General features: G+C 69.5%; 11 protein-coding genes and 1 pseudogene. 4 read left to right on the forward strand and 8 right to left on the reverse strand.

Features of this window, described 5'->3' with window-relative positions:
• Positions 1 to 115: 115 nt before the first annotated feature.
• Positions 116 to 1,357, forward strand: a complete 1,242-nt coding sequence (locus O159_RS15900; protein WP_021755675.1) for a serine/threonine-protein kinase — start codon at positions 116 to 118, stop codon at positions 1,355 to 1,357.
• A gap of 108 nt (positions 1,358 to 1,465) precedes the next feature.
• On the opposite strand, the gene O159_RS09935 is transcribed toward O159_RS15900, so the two are convergent.
• The 5 genes from O159_RS09935 to O159_RS09955 form a co-directional block, all read right to left on the reverse strand.
• A complete protein-coding gene (locus O159_RS09935; protein WP_021753989.1) occupies positions 1,466 to 2,020 on the reverse strand; it encodes a signal peptidase I in 555 nt (184 codons plus the stop codon).
• A gap of 106 nt (positions 2,021 to 2,126) precedes the next feature.
• Entirely contained in the window at positions 2,127 to 2,738 is a 612-nt protein-coding gene (locus O159_RS09940) for a hypothetical protein (RefSeq protein WP_021755676.1), read from the reverse strand.
• A gap of 1,211 nt (positions 2,739 to 3,949) precedes the next feature.
• Positions 3,950 to 4,264 carry a thiamine-binding protein gene (locus O159_RS09945; RefSeq protein ID WP_021755677.1) on the reverse strand — a complete coding sequence of 105 codons (315 nt, stop codon included), beginning with the start codon at positions 4,262 to 4,264 and terminating at the stop codon, positions 3,950 to 3,952.
• Positions 4,265 to 4,312: 48 nt separating this feature from the next.
• Positions 4,313 to 5,653, reverse strand: coding sequence for a glycosyltransferase 87 family protein (locus tag O159_RS09950; protein WP_021755678.1), 1,341 nt, complete (start codon positions 5,651 to 5,653; stop codon positions 4,313 to 4,315).
• A 36-nt stretch (positions 5,654 to 5,689) separates the two neighbouring features.
• The gene (locus O159_RS09955; RefSeq protein ID WP_021755679.1) at positions 5,690 to 6,538 is read right to left on the reverse strand and encodes an ADP-dependent NAD(P)H-hydrate dehydratase; all 849 of its coding nucleotides are present in this window, start codon (positions 6,536 to 6,538) and stop codon (positions 5,690 to 5,692) included.
• Positions 6,539 to 6,571: 33 nt separating this feature from the next.
• Here O159_RS09955 and O159_RS09960 point away from each other — a divergent pair, with 33 nt between their 5' ends.
• Together O159_RS09960 and O159_RS09965 are read left to right on the forward strand one after the other, a co-directional pair.
• Complete coding sequence (locus O159_RS09960; protein ID WP_021755680.1) at positions 6,572 to 7,189, forward strand: HAD family hydrolase; 618 nt, start codon at positions 6,572 to 6,574, stop codon at positions 7,187 to 7,189.
• Positions 7,190 to 7,197: 8 nt separating this feature from the next.
• Positions 7,198 to 8,284 (forward strand): annotated as a pseudogene (locus tag O159_RS09965) (NADH:flavin oxidoreductase/NADH oxidase).
• A gap of 59 nt (positions 8,285 to 8,343) precedes the next feature.
• On the opposite strand, the gene O159_RS09970 reads toward O159_RS09965, so the two are convergent.
• From O159_RS09970 to guaB1, 3 genes are all read right to left on the reverse strand, one after another.
• Positions 8,344 to 9,381, reverse strand: a complete 1,038-nt coding sequence (locus tag O159_RS09970; RefSeq protein ID WP_021755683.1) for a hemolysin family protein — start codon at positions 9,379 to 9,381, stop codon at positions 8,344 to 8,346.
• Positions 9,374 to 10,666, reverse strand: a complete 1,293-nt coding sequence (locus O159_RS09975) for a hemolysin family protein (protein WP_201766264.1) — start codon at positions 10,664 to 10,666, stop codon at positions 9,374 to 9,376. The genes O159_RS09970 and O159_RS09975 overlap by 8 nt, the downstream gene beginning before the upstream one ends.
• Before the next feature lie 505 nt (positions 10,667 to 11,171).
• Complete coding sequence (guaB1, locus tag O159_RS09980; RefSeq protein WP_021755685.1) at positions 11,172 to 12,611, reverse strand: GMP reductase; 1,440 nt, start codon at positions 12,609 to 12,611, stop codon at positions 11,172 to 11,174.
• 134 nt (positions 12,612 to 12,745) lie between these two features.
• Between guaB1 and O159_RS09985 the strand changes: the two genes are divergently transcribed.
• The gene (locus O159_RS09985; RefSeq protein ID WP_201766217.1) at positions 12,746 to 16,657 is read left to right on the forward strand and encodes a multifunctional oxoglutarate decarboxylase/oxoglutarate dehydrogenase thiamine pyrophosphate-binding subunit/dihydrolipoyllysine-residue succinyltransferase subunit; all 3,912 of its coding nucleotides are present in this window, start codon (positions 12,746 to 12,748) and stop codon (positions 16,655 to 16,657) included.
• Positions 16,658 to 16,929 lie beyond the last annotated feature (272 nt).

Here is a 16,929-nt window from a genome sequence, read left to right on the forward strand (position 1 = left end):
GAGCTGCTCGCGGGGCGCACCCTGTTCGTCGGGGCCGGCACCGACTTCACGATCGCCTACCGGCATGTGTCGGCGCTCCCGCCCCGGCTGGCCGTGCCCGACGATCTGTGGGCACTTGCTGGACACCCTGCTCGCGAAGGACCCGGAGGCGCGCCCCAGCGCTTCCGAGGCCGCCCGAACGGCGCGGAGGCTCGCGACCGCGCACTCCGCTCTCCCGGCGCTCGAACCAGCCGACGACCTGCCCGAACCGGTCGAAGTGGAGCGGCCGGCGACGATGCTGCGCGGCGAGCTGCTGCGACCCGACGAACCGGCCGCGGCCACTGCGTCCACCCTGTCCGGCGAGCGGCCGGACCTCGGCGAGGCGGGACAGCGGACCGTCGTGCGCGCCCTGGCCCGGCCCCTGGTTCCCTCGACGCCGACGGCGGAAGCGGGCGAGTCGCCGCCCTCGCAGCGCGGCCGGCTGCCCGAGTGGCTGACCAAGCGCACGGTGGCGCTCGGCGCAGCTGGAATCGTCCTGCTGATCGGGCTGGGGGCCGGTGCCGTCCTGCTGTTCCCGGGGGGATCGGAGAAGGCGGAGCCGGTCGCCTCCGATTCGGCGGTGACCGCGAACCAGCAGGACCAGGCCCGCCCGACCGGGCTCTCGACCGCCCGCTCGGCGGCCTACGACCCGGCATCGAAACGCATCGTCATGGAGATCGTCTACTCGGCACAGAAGTCCGACCTCTCCGGCGAACTGCTCGAAGTCCTCCCCGCTCTGGGCACGAAGACCTGTCCCCCCGTCGCCTGGACGGGCGCGACCGCGACACGGCACGCGGCTTCCACGACGGGGATGACCGTCTCCTGCGGGTGGCGTCTGGCCGATGTGCGGGTCCCGCGCGACGGCCGGACGACCGTGAAAGCGTCCCTGCCGGGCACGGTCGCGGATGCCGCCGCCCTGCACGCCTGGCTCGACGAGGCGGCGACGGCGACGAACACGGCCGTCTCGGACCCACAGGTGAGGGGGACGGCCTACCCGGCCCAACGGCTCAAGGGGATCAGCGTCACGACACCCGCGAGGACCGTCAGCCAATCGCCCCTGCCGATCACGCTGCTCCCGGTGTGGCCGAGCGGAACGGACACCCTCAACCCGCTCTACCAGAGCCCCTCCGCGGGCTCGCCCTCCCAGCTCCTTCAGGACATCGCCGGGGGCGAGAGCAACGTCCGGTTCTCCGACAGCTGCGGCGGCGCGGTCGCGGTGTCGTCGGACGGGCTCACGATGACCGCGCTCTCGATCACCCCCGAGTGCCGGCTCCGGGCGTCCGTCGGCAACTTCACCGACCTCGAGAGCACACCTTTCAGCGTCACGACCCGCGACTGAGCACCCGTGAGTCCTGGTTGGGAGAGCGCGTTTCGGTGAGCGCCCTGCGCCGCGGGTGTAGCGGCCTGGACTGCCTGGCGAATGCTTGAGGAACTGAAGCGTATCGGGTTAAGCACTGTGCGTCACCGCCGTTGGCTCGCCCGCTGCCGCGGGCACCCGTTCGCGGTGTTTGCGGCGGGCGCTGGAGGCCAGCACGAAAGCGGCGAGCCCAGCGAAGAGCATGCCGCCACGCACGAACATGTTCTGGCTCACGGAGAACAGATACGCCGCGGTCCCCGTCAACCGGATTCCGGTCGGACGTCCGCTGAGGAGCGAGGGCGTCACCGTGCCCGGGTCGGGCAGGGCATTGCCATCGCCCTTGGTGACGAACCGTTCCCCCGGCTTCACCTGGAGGATGCGGTGGACGTAGGGGCCCAGTCGCAGCGACGAGCCGCTGTAGTGCGCCACGGCGCGTGCCGGGTCGACCACGACGATGTTCCCCGCGTGCAGAGCGGAGGCGTCGATGGTGTGGCTGACCAGCAGGATGTCTCCGCGCTGGTAGGTGGGGACCATGGAGGTCCCGTTGACCGTCACGTAGTACCCGTTGGTGCTGACAGTGGCGAGGAAGGGCAGGGCGAGCAGTGCGATGATCGCACCGCCGACGATGTTGAGGGCGATTCTCACGGGTTTCCTTAGGCCGGATTTCCTGAGGGAGAGGGACACGGGTTCGGAGAACGGCCATGACGCGGCGCCACCACCGAGGAGACGACGCCACGCCACAAACCGGACCTTACTTGTTGGGGTTCATCGAGTAGGTGACGTTGAAGTCAGCGATCGCATCGATCGCCTGAGCGGGCGCCGGGTCGGTGCCATCCCAGGTGACCGTCACCGTGACGGTGTCGGATTTGCCCGAACCGAGTGTGATGCCCGCCTCTTTCTTCAGCGCCTTGGCCAGAGCGATCGGGTTGGCGATCGTGCCGCCGTCGCCGGTGATCGGGGGAAGCACGCCCGTGGAGAGCGCATAGGCGATCTTCAGGTGCTCACCCACTTCCTTCGGAAGCGGTTTATCCGCGTTCGTCATCGCGAAGATACCGTCGAAGGTGGCCGACTCCGTCGTGGAGGCGTTGGCCGCGGTCCACGTCTCCCTCGCCGTGTTCGTGGTGGTGTTGAAGTGGGCGTCGAAGGCCGTACCGGTGAAGGTGAAGCCCGCTGTCGCGGCATCCTTGATGAACTGGTTGTTCGTGATAGCGGTCTGGGACGTGGCGATGGCCCCCACGCCGGTGAGCGCGACGGCGGCGACGGCGGCGGTGGTGAGTGCGACCACCCGCTTGCGCCCCTCGAACAGCGACTTCAAGCTGCGTTTGCCGTTCGAGGTCGGGTCTGTTGGGTGTGTCTTCATCATGTCGTTGTTCTTTCTTGTTGGTTCTGCGTGGGGGGCAGCAACACCGTTCAGGGGCTGCCGGAGATCTTTATGTACCGTCTCAGTGTTTCGTCGGGTGGTCCTCGACTCGCCTGGTCGATCACCGTCATGGGCGGGGACCCCCTCGGTCCCTCTCCCGCGTTCCGGCGCTCCGCCGTCGATGGGGTGACGCTGGCTGAGGCGACAGCGCGGGGCGCGACAATGTGGGGTCGGCCGGCCGCCGACGAGCTGCCCGTACCCGTTTTCTCGCCAGGGCCGAACGGTTCCGTCGGAGGCGCGGACGAGGGCGTGGTCTTTGACGCCGGCGAGGACGGCGATGGTCTCCCCCGCGGGTGTCTGCACCTGCACAGGGGTGGTGAAGCTTACGGAGCTGCTGGCGTTGCCGAGTTCACCGCAATAGCCGTATCCCCGGGTCCAGACGGTGCCTTCAGCGGCGAGGGCGAAGCTGCGGGCTGCACCGGTGGCGAGGGCGGCCGTGTGAGGTTGAGTACGATACGGGTTCCGCCGGGGGGGAGGGAGAGAGAGCAGAAGTTGCTGACGTTCCAGCTCTCGCCGGTGTTGCTGCTGGTGGCGGTGTCGCTGGCTCCGGAGACCGCTACGGGCGATGCGGCGACAGCGAGCGCACCGAGGGCACCGAGGCGAACGGCCCACCGTGAGGGTTCTCCCCCATCACCACCGCCGGGGGGTAAAGAGCGTCTGCATTGTCTTGTTCTTTTAGAGGTTCAGGGCGTTGAGAGGCAGAGCGTGTGGATCGGGGAAGTTCAGAGGCAATGGTTGAACCGAGTGCCGGGTCTGAGTGCTCTGGTCACCCGTGAATCGCAGGATCTTCGAGTGTGGCGAACCGTGGTCGCGACTGGTTCGAGCATCACGCTGTCCAAGTCGCCGCCGGCATCGTTGCGGAATCAACCAGTGCCGAAGCGACCGAGAACGCCAAGACCGCTCAGGAGACCGTGAGCCTGACAGTGATCGGGGTCCCTCGCGTGTTGGCACACAGGTCCGATCGGGCGGCACGGATCAGCTACGCGGCTGCTGAGCTGGCCGAGCAGCACCGGCGTCTCGATGCCGATGACGACGCACGGAACAAGGGCGCCACGTCTCGGTCGGAGACATCACGTGCTGGTCAGCCGGTGCGCGGCCGGACCCCCGAGGACCCCTGCATCTCGCGGAAGCCCGAGCGCGCCGAGGACGGGCTCTTAGCCCGGTGTGTCCCCGATCGCTTGCTCGAGCCGCTCCAGCTTGCCATCGAGTTCACCCTCGTATCCAGGCCGGATGTCCGCCTTCAGCACGAGCGAAACCCTTGGCCCGAACGGCATCACTGCCTCGGTCGCACGTTTGACGACGTCCATTACCGTGTCCCAATCCGGTCCCTCGAGTTCCGTGAACATGCTGGTCGTCCTGTTCGGCAGACCGGACTCGCGGACGACCGTCACCGCGGCGGCGACCGCAGCGTGGACGGATGCGTCCGGACCTTCGCCGCCGCTGGGGGCGACCGAGAATGCGACGAGCATGGGACCTCCTTCGTCCGCTCCCAGTGTAGGAAGCCTCGGGCCGGCAGCCTAGCGCGCGGACCGGAGCGCCGAGCCCGGACGCGAACCCGGCACGGCGCGGAACGGCCACGCCTGCGCCGGCAGCAGGTCGCCCGCGGCTTCGTCGGCGTGCCGCTTGCGCCACAGGGCGGCGATCGTCCAGCCGAGGAGGACAAAATAGCCGAGGTTGCGCACCGTCAGCACGCTCACCATCACCGGGTTCGGGTCGATGAGCCCATCGTAGAGGAAGGGATAGAGCACCTGGGTGAGCGCCGCCGTGATGAGCACGAGGACCGCCGGGGTTTTGAACCCCCGCCCCTGGTAGACGAGCCCGATCACGACCGGTGCGGCCAGCCAGGTGATGTACTGCGGCGACCCGACCTTGTTGAAGGCGATGAACGCGGTGACGAGGGCGAGGGCGAGCTCGGGCAGGATGCGCGTGTACGGCGTCCCGCGCCGCAGCGACCGGATGCCGACGAGCGCGACGACGATCACTGTGACCGCGAGCAGCGGGGTCATCAGCTCGCCCGCGACGGCCGTCCCCTTCCCCGCGACCTGGAACGTGATCAGCTTCGTGTCGTAGTAGACGAAGGAGCCGGGCAGGCGCAGCGCCGCCTGCCACATCCAGAACGTCGCGACCGGGGCCTCGATCTGGATGCCGCGATCGGTCTGCATGGTGATGAAGCTGAGCGCATGCCAGCCCGCGCCGAAGAGGAGAGGGACGGCGAGGATCGCGAGACTGGTCACGACCGCGACGAGGACGATGTGCCAGCGTGTCTTGAGCGCGACGACGGCGGCGGCGACGATCGCGGCCGGCCACACCTTGATCCAGGTGGCCGCGGTGAGCGCGACCACCGCCGCGCGCTCGTTCAGCGTCAGCCAGAGCAGTCCGACGATCGCCAGCGCGGCCGAGATCGAGTCCAGCCGGCCGACCGCGATCGGGCCGAGCAGGAGCAGGAAGCCGAGCCACCACCAGGCGGCCACGATGCGGCGCGGCTCCCGCCCGGCGGTGAGCACGGCGAAGGCGGCGGCATTCACCAGGAGCACCATCGTGAGCCAGCCGCCGACGTAATTGTCGGTGCCGAGCAGCAGCGGCAGCATGACCGGCACCAGCGCGCCGAAGGGGTACACCCAGTCGGAGTCCACGCCGACGATCTGGGTCCCCTGCGCCGCGAGCTGCGCCCAGGGCTTGTAGACATGCATGACGTCGCCGAGGCCCTTGCCCTGGTCGAGGGCGAGGGCGCCGAGGACGAGGTGGACGAGCAGGAACGCGATCCACAGGGCGAACGGGCTGGCGGCGGCGCGCTGGAGCCCGCCCGAGACGGTTTCCGGGGTCGGCGCTGCGGGCTTCGGCTCCGGTTCCCTGCCCATGACGCTCATCCTAGAGGATGGCGTTCCGTGCGCCGCTCAGCGGGCGGCGAGCAGCCCCCGCACGACCGCGGGAAGGGCCTCCGCGATGTCGAGCGCCGCGATCGGGCCGCCACCGGACGCCCGCACGCCCGCCCGGCCGTGCAGCCAGGCCGCGGTCGCGGCGAGCGCCGCTAGCGCGTCGTGCCCCTGGTCGCGCACCGCATCGGCGTGCGTCGCGACGAGGGCGCCGAGCACACCGCCGAGGACGTCCCCGCTGCCCGCGGTCGCGAGCCAGGGCGTCCCCGCCGTCACCGTGCGATGTGTGCCCTCGGGGGTGAGGATGTGCGTGGTGTGCCCTTTGAGCAGCACCGTCACGCCGAAGGAGGCGGCCGCCCGCGCCGCCCAGGCGACGGGGGCGGAACGGACACCGTCGGCCGTGACGGCGTCCGGACCGTCGCCGGCGGCGAGCATGAGCGCGAGTTCGCGGGCGTGCGGGGTGACGACGGCCGGCCCCGCGGCCTCCCGCACAAGGTCGAGGGCTCCGGCGTCGATGACGAGGGGCGTGCCGTCGGCGAGCACGTCGCGGAGGCGGCGGGTGTCGTCCGGGGTCCGGGAGGCGGCGTCCATTCCGGAGCCGAGCAGCCAGGCCTGCACGCGTCCGGGCGCGGTGACGGCCTCCGGCCGGCGGCGCAGGACCTCCGCGGCCGGATGAGCCGCCCCGAGGTAGCGGATCATTCCGACACCGGTCCGCGCCGCCGCCTCGACGCCGAGCACAGCGGCGCCCGGGTAGCGGCCGGAGCCGGTCACCACGCCCAGCACACCCCGCGAGTACTTGTCGTCGTTCTCGGCCGGCACGGCGATCCAGTCGTTCACGTCCCGTTCCCGCCACTCGCCCCGGTCGTCCATGAGAACCTCCCCTCCTCACCATAGGTTGGGGCGATGAGCATCGCCATCCCCGGGAAAGTCGTCGTCTTCGACTACGGCGAAGTCATCTCGATCACCCCGACGGAGGCCGACCGGGCCGCGCTCGTGTCGCTCGCCGGCGCGGATTCGGAGGGTTTCTGGCCCGCCTACTGGCGGCGGCGCAACGCACTGGACCAGGGCACGCTGAGCATCCAGCAATACTGGCGCGGGATCGAGCTCGAGCTCGGCGAGCAGTGGGCGGACGCGAAGATCCATCAGCTCTGGCTGGCCGACTTCCGGAGCTGGCTGAGCATCGACCAGAGCACGCTCCAGGTGCTGCTCGATCTGAAGGAGGGCGGCACCCGGCTCGCGCTGCTGTCGAACGCCGGCCCTGACTTCGGCTCGTATTTCCGGCACGGCACGCTCGGAGACCTGTTCGAGAAAGTGTTCGTGAGCGGCGAGCTCGGCACGGTCAAACCCAGCGCCGATATCTTCGAGCACGTCCTCGCCGAACTCGGCGTCACGGCGGCCGAGGCGGTCTTCATCGACAACAAAGAGGAGAACGTGCGCGGCGCCGAGACGGTCGGGATCGCCGGGCACGTCTACACCTCCGCCGCCGATCTGCGAGCGTATCTGACGGCCCTGGCCGCTTAGGAGACGATATGGCGACACTCTTCGACCCCTTCACGCTGCGCGGCGTCACCGCCCGCAACCGCATCTGGGCCTCCCCGATGTGCATGTACTCAGTGCTGGACCGCTCGGGCGTCCCGCAGACCTGGCAGCTCGTCCACCTCGGTGCGATCGCCACCGGCGGCAGCGGCATCGTCTTCACCGAAGCGACCGCAGTCAGCCCGGAGGGGCGTATCTCCCCGCGCGACACCGGCATCTGGACGGACGAACAGGCCGAAGCGTGGCGGCCCATCGCCGCCTTTATCGCCGAGCAGGGCGCGGTCCCGGGCATCCAGCTCGCCCACGCGGGCCGGAAGGGCTCCTCCTGGCCGGCCTGGGGCTTCGAGGACAGGACCGGCTCGGTCTCGCCCGCGGAGGGCGGCTGGCCGACCGTGGCACCGTCGCCGATCGCGTTCGGCGACCTGGACGCCCCGGCCGAGCTCGACCACGACGGCATCGACCGGGTCGTCGCCGACTTCCGCTCCGCCGCGCGCCGCTCGGTGGACGCCGGCTTCCGCGTCCTGGAACTGCACGCCGCGCACGGCTACCTGCTGCACCAGTTCCTCTCCCCCTCGCCAACCGCCGCGAGGACGAGTACGGCGGCTCGCTCGAGAACCGGGCACGGCTGCTGCTGCGCATCGTCGCCGAGGTGCGCGCGGACGTCGGCGACGAGGTGCCGGTCTTCGTCCGCTTCTCCGGCTCCGACTGGACGCCCGGCGGCTGGGACGAGCAGCAGACAGCGACCGTCGCCGGCTGGGCGCAGGAGGCGCCGGGGCCGACTTCTTCGATATCTCCTCCGGCGGCATCCAGACCGGCGTCCGCATCCCGCTGCAGCCGGGCTACCAGGTCCCCTTCGCCGAGCATGTGCGCCGTTCGGCCGAGGTGGAGATGAGCGCCGTCGGGCTCATCACCACCCCGCGCCAGGCCGCGGACATCGTGGAGAACGGCAGTGCGGATGCGGTCATGCTGGCGAGCGAGCTGCTGCGCGACCCGCATTTCCCACTGCGAGCCGCGCACGAACTGGGCGTGCCTATCGGCTACTGGCCGCCGCAGTACCTCCGCGCGCCGTGGCGGGACTGAACGCGGAGCGCTTCGGAATCGAGCCGGCCGCGGAGGAGGAGCCGCCCGGATGCGCCGTCCTACCCGCGCCTGGTCGCGTCCTGCACCTCGCCGACCAGCTCCTCGATGATGTCCTCCAGGAACAGCACGCCGACCGTCGCCCCCTCGGAATCCACCGCTCGCGCCAGGTGGCTGCCCGAGCGGCGCATCGTCGCCAGGGCGTCCTCCAGATCGCTGTCGGCGAAGACGGTGACCAGGCGGCGGACCCGCTTGACCGGGACGGGGAGTTCGTAGCCGGTCTCCTCCAGATCGAGCACGTCCTTGAGGTGGAGGTAGCCGGTGAGCTCGGCGCCGGCGTCCAGGACGACGTAGCGTGAGAACCCGTGCTTGGCGACCGCCTTCTCCACCTCCGCCGGGGTGGGCGACGGGGGCAGCGTGACGAGCGTCTCCGGTCCCACCATCACATCCCGGACCGTCTTCTCCGTGAACTCGAACGCGGCGTTCAGAGCGCCCGTGCGGTCGGTCAGCATGCCCTCGCGCGTGGACTGGTCGACGATGGTGGCCACCTCGTCCAGCGAGAAGGTGCTGGCGGCCTCGTCCTTCGGCTCCACCCGGAACAGCCACAGCACAGCGTTCGCGGTGGCGTTCAGCGCCACGATGATCGGGCGCACGGCCCGCCCGACGGCGACCAGCGGCGGCGCGAGCAGCAGCACGGCCCGGTCGGGCATCGAGAACGAGATGTTCTTCGGCACCATCTCGCCGAAGACGACATGCAGGAACGACACCAGCACCAGCGCCACGATGAACGCGATGGTCCCGATGACCTCCTCCGGCCAGCCCGTCGCCCCCAGCGGGACCTGCAGCAGGTGGTGGATGGCCGGTTCGGAGACGTTCAGGATGAGCAACGAGCAGACCGTGATCCCGAGCTGGGTGGTCGCCAGCATCAGAGTGGCGTGCTCCATCGCGAAGAGCGCGGTCTTGGCGCTCCGCTTGCCGCGCTCCGCCAGCGGCTCGATCTGCGAGCGGCGCGCGGAGATGACGGCGAACTCGGCGCCGACGAAGAAGGCGTTCACGAGGAGGAGCGCCAGCAGCCAGGCGATCCCGGCCCAGTCACTCATGGTCCGCCTCCGTCTCCGGCGTGTACCGGATGCGGTCGACGCGGCGACCGTCCAGCCGTTCGACCCGCAGCGTGCCGCCGTCGATCGCGACCTCGTCACCGGCCCGGGGCAGGCGTCCGAGCTCGTTCATGACGAAACCGGCGACGGTCTCGTACGGGCCCTCGTCCGGAACGGTCACGCCCGCGCGTTCGAGCAGCTCATCGGGACGCAGGATGCCGGGGAAGGTGATCGAGTGCCGGCCCCGGACGACACCGGCGCGCGCACGGTCGTGCTCGTCCGCGACCTCGCCGACGATCTCCTCCACGAGGTCTTCGAGCGTCGCGATTCCCGACGTGCCGCCATACTCGTCCACGACGACCGCCATCTGGTAGCCGCGCGCGCGCAGCTCACCGAGCAGCGTGTCGAGGCTCATGGTCTCCGGGACGCGCAGGGCGTCGGTCTGAAGCGCCGAGACGGGGACGAACTCGCGTCGCGGGCGCGGCACGGCGACAGCCTGCTTCACATGGACGAAGCCGACCACATCGTCCACATCCTCATCGACCACCGGAAAGCGCGAGAACCCGGTCTTGCGCGCCAGGGCGATGACGGCGCCGGCGGGCTCGGCGCGCTTCACGGCCTCGACGCTCGGGCGGGGCGTCATCACGTCGGAGGCGGTGCGGGCGGAGAACGCCAGGGTACGGCTGAGCAGGGTCGCGGTGTCCTCTTCCAGCACACCGGCGCTGGCCGAGCGGCGCACCAGCGAGGAGAGCTCCTCGGCTGTGCGGGCCCCCGAAAGCTCTTCCTTCGGCTCGATGCCGAGCATCCGCAGGAAGCCGTTCGCGGTGCCGTTGAGCACGACGACGAAGGGCCGGAAGACCGCCGTGAAGACCGTCTGGAACGGGATGACGAGCCGGGCGGTCGCCAGGGGCAGAGCGAGAGCGAAGTTCTTGGGCACAAGCTCGCCGATGATCATCGACAGCAGCGTGGCCGCGGTGATCGCGACGATGGACGCGATAGGCACCACCACCACGACCGGCAGCCCCCAGGCGGTCAACGGGCCGCGCAGCAACGTGCTCAGCGCGGGCTCCATGGTGTAACCCGTGAGCAGAGTCGTCAGGGTGATGCCGAGCTGGGCGCTGGAGAGGTGGGTGGAGGTGATCCTCAAGGCGGCGATCGTCATGGCCAGCCGCGATTCGCCGCGCGCTCTGCGCGCTTCGAGGTCGCCTCGATCCAGATTGACGAGGGCGAACTCGCTCGCCACGAACAGACCGGTGCCGATCGTCAGTAGAAGGCCGACGCCGAGCATGATCCATTCAAAAAGCACGGCGATCACCCCGCTCGCGCGGGCCGGTTCGAAGGAATGGGCGCTGGGTCGAGGGTTTCAGTGAAGGAGGGTCGTCCATTTCGTGGGTCAGTATATCGACGGAAGTCCGAAGAGCACTGGACGATTCCGCGACTCCCGGCCCGGTCTGTCCCCCCGCACCGGTCCGTCCCCCGCACCGGTCCGTCCCTCCTCCGCACCGGTCCGTCTCGTCGGAAAAGGAGGAGAACCGGCCGCTAGCACCTGCTTCCTCCTCCGTTTCCTGCTTTTCCCCCGTTGCTGGCCGTGATCTCCTCCCTTTTCGACGGGCATCGGAAAGGGAGGAGAGCCGGGAGCGTGAGGGGCCGGATGTTGGGAAAGGGAGGAGAGCCGGGAGGATGTGTGTGTGTGTGTGAGAGAGAGAGAGAACTCCTCCGTCCCCCGCGGTGTCCGGGTTGTGGTTCGGGGGCACCGCGAGTGGGCGCCCCGTCAGTGACCGGACCCCCAGCGGCTACCAGCTGACCGGCAGCGCCTTGCCCTCCTCATAGCCTGCCGCCGACTGGATGCCGACCAGCGCCCGCTCGTGGAACTCGGGCAGCGTCCGGGCGCCGGCATACGTGAACGAGCTACGCACGCCGGTGGTGATCATGTCGAGCAGATCCTCCACCGATGGCCGCAGCGGGTCGAGGAAGATCCGCGAGCTGGAGATGCCCTCGGCGAACAGGGTCTTGCGGGCGAGCTCGTAAGCGTCGAGGCGCTCGAAGCGGCCCTTCACCGCTTTCGTGGACGCCATCCCCCAGCTCTCCTTGTAGAGGGCGCCGGACTCGTCGGCGGCGAGCAGGCCCGGCGCCTCGATCGTCCCGGCGAACCAGGAGCCGATCATCACAGAGGCTCCGCCGGCGGCGAGGGCGAGAGCCACATCCCGCGGGTAGCGCACGCCGCCGTCGGCCCAGACGTGGGCGCCGAGTTCGCGCGCCGTCGCGCTCGTCTCCAGCACGGCCGAGAACTGCGGCCGTCCGACCGCCGTCATCATGCGCGTGGTACACATGGCGCCCGGGCCGACGCCGACCTTCAGGATGTCCGCTCCGGCGGCGACGAGATCGCGCACAGCCTGCTCGGTCACGACATTGCCTGCGACGACCGGAAGGCCGAGGCCGAGCTGCTTGACGGCGCGGATGGCGCGGCGCATGCCGTCCTGGTCGCCGTGCGCCGTGTCGATCACGAGGACGTCGACGCCCGCTGCGGCCAGCGCCTTCGCCTTCGCTGCGACATCCCCGTTGATTCCGACAGCGGCGGCGACCCGCAGACGGCCGTGCGCATCGAGCGCGGGCCGGTAGATCGCCGAGCGCAGCGCGGTCTTCTTGCTCAGGGTGCCCACGACGCGGCCCTGGTCGAGCACGGGCGCGAACTCCAGATCCGCGGCCTGCAACGCCGCGAACGCGGAGCGGCCGTCGGTCAGATCCTCGGCGTCGAGCGCGGCGATGGCACCGTGCAGCAGATCGCCGACCCTGGCGTCCGGCAGAGCGGTGCCGAGCTGGGTCGCTGCCAGGCAGCCGAGGTAGCCGCCATCCTCTCCGGAGACGACGACACCGTGACCGTCGACGGCCGGGATGCGCCGCAGCACATCGGCTGCCGTCTCTTCGGGACCGGCCCCGTACGGGGTGTCGAACGCCACGGGTTGCGCCTTCACCCAGCGGATCGCCTCGTCCATCTGCTCCAGGCGCATGTCCTGCGGCAGCACACCGAGGCCGCCGCGGCGGGCGAGCGTCGCGGCGAGGCGCTTGTCGGTCACCGAGTTCATGTTCGCGGACACGATCGGGATGGTCGCGCCTGTGCCGTCGCGGGGCTCGAGCGACACATCCAGCCGGCTTGTCACATCCGACTGCGAAGGGACCAGGAAGACATCGGAGTAGGTCAGGTCGTGGCGGGGCGTCGTTCCATAGAACTGCATGGGAATTACGGTATCGCCCCCGGCTGAGCGACCGCACGGCGCTCCCGATGGGATTAGGCTTAGCGGGGAGGGACGCGGGTGGTGAATCGCTGCCCGATCGTAGCGAAATCAACGGAGAGAGTGGGCGATCGGCTGTGTCGAGCCAATTGACCGGTGTAGGGACCGACGACGGATCGTCGGGTGAGTTCGGGGCCAACGAGTGGCTCGTCGACGAACTGTACGAGCAGTTCGTTCAGGACAAGAACTCGGTCGACAAGTCCTGGTGGCCGATCCTGGAGAACTACAACCCGGTGAAGGAGGGACAGGCCTCCGCTCCGGACCCGGCCGAGACCGCCGCACCGGCCCCCGCGGAGCCGGGCGTCCCGACCCCGGGCGAGCCGACATTCCCGGCCCCCGCCGAGCCGATCGCGCCGGCCCCCAGCGAACCGACTGTGCCGGCTCCCGCCGAACCGATCGTGCCGACGCCCAGCGAGCCCGCCACGCCGGAGCCGACAGCGCCGGCCGGCCCCCAGACGCTTGCCGGAGCCCACCCGGCCGAGCCCAAACCGGTGACGACGCCGATCCCGGTCATCGGCCAGCAGCCCGTCGCGCGCACCACCTCGGTCGCGCCGAAGCCGCAGCCGGTCCCGGCCGACGCGCCGGTCACCTCCCCCACCCCGGTCGCCGAGACGGCCGACGAAGACAGAGTCACCCCGCTGCGCGGCATGTCCAAGACGCTCGCCAGCAACATGGACGCCTCGCTCACGGTCCCGACCGCGACCAGCGTCCGCACCATCCCGGCCAAGCTGATGATCGACAACCGCATCGTCATCAACAACCACCTCAAACGCGCCCGCGGCGGCAAAGTCTCCTTCACACACCTCATCGGCTGGGCGCTCGTCCAGGCGCTCAAAGAGTTCCCGAGCCAGAACGTCTTCTACGACGAAGTCGACGGAAAGCCCTCCGTCGTCGCCCCCGCGCACATCAACCTCGGCATCGCGATCGACCTGCCGAAGCCGGACGGCTCCCGCGCCCTCCTCGTCCCGAGCATCAAACGCGCCGACACCCTGCGCTTCGGCGACTACCTCGCCGCTTACGAAGACCTCGTCTCGAAGGCCAGGAGCAACAAACTCGCGGCCGGCGACTTCGCCGGAACCACCATCTCGCTGACGAATCCGGGCGGGATCGGCACCGTGCATTCCGTGCCGCGCCTCATGAAGGGCCAGGGCGCGATCATCGGCGCCGGAGCGCTCGAATATCCGGCCGAATTCCAGGGCTCCAGCGAGAAGACGCTCGCCGGGCTCGCCATCGGCAAGACCATCACGCTCACGAGCACCTACGACCACCGCGTCATCCAGGGCGCGGGCTCCGGCGAGTTCCTGAAGATCGTTCACGAGTTACTCACCGGCAAGCGGAGTTTCTACGAGAACATCTTCGCCGAGCTGCGCATCCCGTACGTGCCGATCCAGTGGAACCCGGACATCTCGGTCGATCTCGCGAGCGCCGTGGACAAGACCGCGCGCGTTCAGGAACTCATCAACTCCTACCGCGTCCGCGGGCATCTGATGGCCGACATCGACCCGCTCGAATACGTGCAGCGCAGCCACCCGGATTTGGAGATCGAGACCCACGGCCTCACCTTCTGGGACCTCGACCGCGAGTTCGTCACCGGCGGCTTCGGCAGCCAGGGCAAACGCACGATGAAGCTGCGCGACATCCTCGGCGTTCTGCGCGACACCTACTGCCGCACGGTCGGCATCGAGTACATGCACATCCCGGACCCGGCGCAGCGCAAGTGGCTGCAGGAGAAGATGGAGCGGGCGTACCAGAAGCCGACCCACGACGAGCAGCTGCGCATCCTCGGCAAGCTCAACGAGGCGGAGGCGTTCGAGACCTTCCTGCAGACGAAGTACGTCGGCCAGAAGCGCTTCAGCCTCGAGGGCGGCGAGTCCACCATCGCACTGCTCGACACCATCCTGCAGGGGGCCGCCGAAGAGAGCCTCGACGAGGTCGCGATCGGGATGGCGCACCGCGGCCGATTGAACGTCCTCACGAACATCGCGGGCAAGACCTACGGGCAGATCTTCCGCGAGTTCGAGGGCACCCAGGACCCCCGCACCGTGCAGGGGTCGGGCGACGTCAAGTACCACCTCGGCACCGAGGGCACGTTCCACGGCGCAGGCGGCGAGGAGATCCCGGTCTATCTGGCCGCGAACCCGTCGCACCTGGAGGCGGTGGACGGCGTTCTCGAAGGCATCGTCCGCGCCAAACAGGACCGCCGCCCGGCCGGAACCTTCCTCACCCTGCCGATCCTCATCCACGGCGACGCCGCGATGGCCGGTCAGGGCGTCGTGGTCGAGACCCTTCAGATGTCGCAGCTGCGCGCCTACCGCACCGGCGGCACCATCCACGTCAACATCAACAACCAAGTCGGCTTCACCACGCCTCCCACCGAGTCGCGTACGTCCGTCTACTCGACCGATGTGGCCAAGACCGTCCAGGCGCCGATCTTCCACGTCAACGGGGACGACCCGGAGGCGGTGGTCCGTGTGGCCCAGCTGGCCTTCGAGTACCGCCAGGAGTTCAAACGGGACGTCGTCATCGACCTCGTCTGCTACCGCCGCCGCGGTCACAACGAGGGCGACGACCCCTCGATGACCCAGCCGCTCATGTACAACCTGATCGAGGCGAAGCGCTCCGTGCGCCGCCTGTACACCGAGGCCCTCGTGGGCCGCGGCGACATCACCGAAGAGGAGTACGAGGCCGCTCACCGCGACTTCCAGGAGCGCTTGGAACGCGCCTTCATGGAGACGCACGCCGCGCAGACCAACTCGACGCCGGTGATCGCGCAGGACGGCGGCGAGCTGGAACAGCCGATCGCGCAGCAGAACGACGACAACGTCGGCGAACCGGAGACGACCGCCGTGACCGAGCAGGTCATCCAGCTCATCGGCGACGCCTTCAACAACCCGCCCGCCGGGTTCAGCGTGCATCCGAAGCTGCAGCAGTTGCTGAGCAAGCGCGGCGACATGAGCCGCAACGGCTCGATCGACTGGGGCTTCGGCGAGCTGCTCGCTCTCGGCTCTCTGCTGCTGGAGGGGACCCCGGTGCGCCTGGCCGGTCAGGACGCTCGGCGCGGCACGTTCGTCCAGCGCCACGCCGTGCTGCACGACCGCGCCAACGGACAGGAATGGCTGCCGCTGGCGAACCTCAGCGACAACCAGGCGAAGCTCTGGATCTACGACTCGCTCCTCAGCGAGTACGCGGCCATGGGCTTCGAGTACGGCTACTCGGTGGAGCGCCCGGATGCGCTCGTGCTCTGGGAGGCTCAGTTCGGCGACTTCGCCAACGGCGCCCAGACGATCATCGACGAGTTCATCTCCTCGGCCGAGCAGAAATGGGGCCAGCGCTCGTCGCTCGTCCTGCTCCTCCCCCACGGCTACGAGGGCCAGGGCCCTGACCACTCCAGCGCCCGCATCGAGCGGTACCTGCAGCTGTGCGCCGAGAACAATATGACCGTCGCGCGTCCGTCCACCCCGGCGTCGTACTTCCACCTGCTGCGTCGCCAGGCGTACGCCCGCCCGCGCCGGCCTCTGGTCGTCTTCACGCCGAAGGCGATGCTCCGCCTGCGCGGAGCCTCCAGCGAGATCGCGGACTTCACCTCGGGCCGCTTCGAGCCGGTGATCGACGACCCGCGCATCGGAGACAAAGCAGCGGTCAAACGCGTCCTGCTCCTCGCCGGCAAGCTGTACTACGACCTGCTCGGCGAGCTGGAGAAGAACCCCAACCCGGAGATCGCCCTCGTGCGCGTCGAGCAATTCTCCCCGCTCCCCGCCGCCGAGCTGAAGGCGACCGTCGACTCTTACCCCAACGCCGAGCTGGTGTGGGCGCAGGACGAGCCCGAGAACCAGGGGGCCTGGCCGTACATGATCCTGCAGACCTCGAAGCTGGGCCCGCGCCCGCTGGGCGTCGTCTCCCGGCCGCCGTCGGCGTCGCCCGCCGCAGGCTCGGCCAAGCGCCACGCGCAGGAGCAGACGGTGCTCATCCAGCGGGCGCTGAAGCTGTAGCGGCGAGCAAGCGGGCCCCGGTTCAGACGGAACCGGGGCTCTTCGCTTCCCGCGCTTCCCTTCGCGGTGAAGAGACCGTGACGGATCCCTTGAGCCTTTCCGCTACCCGTCGTTCTCTCGTGGAGTCATCACGAGGAGACGGGAACGTCGACGTCGTCACAGGGGAAGTGTGATCGTTCCCAGAGAAACCCGGGCGTAGGTTGACCGCATGACCGTCCTGACCACCCACCGCCTCGGCGGCCTGTTCTTCCTCCGCCAGGTGCAGCGACGCT

It is taken from the genome of Leifsonia xyli subsp. cynodontis DSM 46306, assembly GCF_000470775.1.
GTDB classification, from domain to species: domain Bacteria; phylum Actinomycetota; class Actinomycetes; order Actinomycetales; family Microbacteriaceae; genus Leifsonia; species Leifsonia cynodontis.